This is a genomic window from Halobacillus sp. BBL2006 (assembly GCF_000786645.1).
Taxonomy (GTDB): Bacteria; Bacillota; Bacilli; order Bacillales; family Halobacillaceae; genus Halobacillus.
Map to the genome: position 1 here is coordinate 1 of NZ_JRNX01000298.1, position 3,095 is coordinate 3,095.

Here is a 3,095-nt window from a genome sequence, read left to right on the forward strand (position 1 = left end):
CTACCTTTATAGTATCCGTATATGGATGCTCCGTCAGTAAATTTTTAAATTAAGTTAGTTTTTCAGTGGCCTCTGCTTAGCACGAGGAGGCCTCACCAGCCACCCGCGAAAAGCGGAGTGTATTTCCGATGCGGTCATTCAGAGCAATCAATTACATCTAAATATCCCTTCCCTTAGTTGTTCGTCTTTAGATTGGATGCCTTTACTTATGTCTAGCCCCTTTTTTTCGTATATAACACGAATCAATATTGTGTACCTTAACCCGGTAGAGTGGTGGGGGCCAGGTACCATTAACTCTTCTATACGAGCCAGTATAATCCGAATCAAAGTCAATATTTCCAATAAACAAAAGAAGCCGACCTCCCACAATAAACGAGAGACCAACTTCTTTATTTCATACCTCTATGCCTTTATTTTACCCATTCATCAATTAAATCTTGATTCTCTTTAACCCATTTCTCAGCCCCATCAAGAGGCTCTTCGCTATTTTCTACATATTCAATAAGCTTGCCGATCTGTTGATCATTCATCTTCCAGTTCTTAAACCATTCGCTGATTTCTGGATAATCTTCCTCAAATCCTTGCCTTGTCGCATGGTGGATTTTTTCTACGCCACCGAATGTCTCTTTCGGATCTTCGAGGAATTTCAAGTCGTATTTGGAAAATACCCAGTGTGGGCTCCAAAGTGGGGCTACGATTGGTTCTTCACTTTCTACGGCATTTCCGATTTCAGCTAGCATCGCAGGTTCAGAGCTTGATAGGAGTTCATATTCGAGACCATAATCCTTAATCATTTGTTCGGTTACTTCCATCGTACCTGCGCCAGGATCGAACCCAACAATTTCGCTATTGAACATGTCTTTATGTTCATTTAAGTCTTCGATGCTGTTCACTTCTTCTACATAGCTTGGAACGACAAGTCCTACTTTGGCATTGTCATACCACGTAGCATCTGAGAAATTAACCGTATCTTTATATTCCTTCAAATAGTTCGCATCCTGAACGGGTAACCAGATTTCTAAGCTGGCATCCAGATCGCCGGCTTCCAATGCTTTCATGGTACTCCCCATGTTCAGGTTGTTTAATTTCACGTCATACCCTTTATCTTCTAAAATGACTTTCCACATATTCGTTACGGCAATGTTTTCAGCCCAGTTGATTTGACCAATCGTTAATTCTTTATCTTTTTCCTCTGTTTCTGTACTTTCTTGATCGCTGTTTGATTCCCCACTAGTGCTTCCGCATGCGGTCAGTACAGCGACCATTAGGATCGCTGAAATAAAACTAAGTACTTTTTTCCACTTGTTCATGTTGATAAACTCCCCTTTTATATTTTTATATTAATTCCAATAAACCTAATAGTTAAATATATTAAGAATTTATTTAACGAAAATGCAAAACAAAGCCACCTCTTTTTTATGTAAGAGTGGAACATGGATATAACTAGGCAGTCTAAAGCTCCATTTCTATAGACTGCCTGATAACTTCTTGTCAACTTAATCTTGTTGATCTTTCGGTAAGAATTCGAAAATTTCTCCGCTTCTTATACTTGCAACTAAGTCATCCAACCAGTGATAGTAAGTTTTAGATTCTTCTAATTGGTCATAGTATTTCTTTGCTTCTGCAACAATGTCTGGTGTGCTGGTGGAGTCTTTAATGACATTTATGAAATCTTCTTGTGCTTCCTCAATGGCTTCTAAATTCATTTTCACTTCGCGTTCCCACATCTGACAATAAAACGCCATAAAGGAACGGAAGAAATTCTTCTCAGCTGCATACGTATGTTTCCTGGAACCGCGTGTGAATGTTTTTTTCACCATGTCTATTTCTTGGAGCCTGCGGACGCTGGTACTCATACTCGGTTTACTCATTCCGAGTTCGGTACGCATTTCATCAAGCGTCATCTGATCTTCGAAGTACATGGTCGCGTACAAGTTTGCAGCAGCTGGTGTTACTCCATATAAATCCATCGTCTCTGCAATGGCGCCGATGACTTTATCTTTAGCTTCTTCTATTTTAAGTCTCGGTTTTTCAGTAGATTCACTCATAAGGTCGCTCCTTCAATATAAAGTAAACCGTGTTAAATATTAATCAAATTTTCTTTACGAACTTAATGTTAACGTGTTCAGAAAAAATGTCAAATGCAAGATTGTCATTCGCGAAATGAAATGTCCGCTATTTCATTCATTATAACTATTCCAGTTCATTCTTATTCTTTATCTACTTTATGTTTGAATTAATTTTGACATCCTTAAAAAGACATGTTAGTGTTTTAAACGTTAAATAAATTTTTAATAAACTTAATTTACTTCAAAATTGGAGTTGATAAATATGGATCTAAAACTACAACAATACATTAATGGCAAATGGGTGGAAGCGAGCTCGGGAAACACGCGTGATATTATTAATCCATTTAACCAGGAAATTATTGCTACTGTTCCGGAAGGCGATGAATCCGATGCAAAAGCAGCCATCGCTGCGGCACGAGAAGCATTTGATAACGGAGAATGGGCTTCTACCCCAGCAACTGAGCGAGGGGCTGTCGTAAGGAAGATTACTGAATTGATTGAAAGAGATAAAGAAGAATTGGCGCATTTAGAATCATTGGATACCGGCAAAACAGTAGAAGAAAGCCGTGGAGACATGGATGATATCGCTGGAGTATTTCGTTATTACGGAGAACTTGCAGATAAAGATGGTGGAGAGCTGATCGATTCCCCAGTGCCAAACTCCATGAGTAAAGTGGTTCACGAACCAGTTGGTGTTTGTGGACAGATTACACCTTGGAATTATCCTTTACTTCAAGCGTCCTGGAAACTGGCTCCAGCGCTTGCAACTGGTAATACGTTAATTATGAAGCCAAGTGAAATTACACCACTTACTACTATAAAAGTGTTTGAACTAATGGAAGAAGCGGGAGTACCTGCTGGTGTTGTAAACCTAGTGCTTGGTGCAGGCCATACAATTGGCAATGAGCTGTCTACGAACACGGATGTAGACCTTATTTCATTCACGGGCGGTATTGCCACCGGGAAGAAAATTATGCAAGCGGCTAGTGCGAATGTGAAGAAGCTTGCTCTTGAGCTTGGAGGGAA

General features: G+C 39.6%; 3 protein-coding genes. 1 reads left to right on the plus strand and 2 read right to left on the minus strand.

Translation table 11 applies throughout. From position 1 onward, the window contains the following. Positions 1 to 410 precede the first annotated feature (410 nt). Together LD39_RS09675 and LD39_RS09680 are read right to left on the minus strand one after the other, a co-directional pair. On the minus strand, positions 411 to 1,310 hold the full coding sequence (locus tag LD39_RS09675) for a glycine betaine ABC transporter substrate-binding protein (RefSeq protein WP_035545618.1): 900 nt from the start codon (positions 1,308 to 1,310) through the stop codon (positions 411 to 413). A 186-nt stretch (positions 1,311 to 1,496) separates the two neighbouring features. Then, a complete protein-coding gene (locus tag LD39_RS09680) occupies positions 1,497 to 2,048 on the minus strand; it encodes a GbsR/MarR family transcriptional regulator (RefSeq protein ID WP_035545620.1) in 552 nt (183 codons plus the stop codon). Between the two features lie 283 nt (positions 2,049 to 2,331). On the opposite strand from LD39_RS09680, the gene LD39_RS09685 reads away from it, so the two are divergent. Further along, on the plus strand, positions 2,332 to 3,095 hold a 764-nt coding region (locus LD39_RS09685), incomplete at its 3' end, for an aldehyde dehydrogenase family protein (protein WP_035545621.1).

Excerpts from the sequence above, each read along its gene's own strand:
- LD39_RS09675 (WP_035545618.1), bottom strand. The coding sequence starts at position 1,310 with ATGAACAAGTGGAAAAAAGTACTTAGTTTTATTTCAGCGATCCTAATG.
- LD39_RS09680 (WP_035545620.1), bottom strand. The coding sequence starts at position 2,048 with ATGAGTGAATCTACTGAAAAACCGAGACTTAAAATAGAAGAAGCTAAA.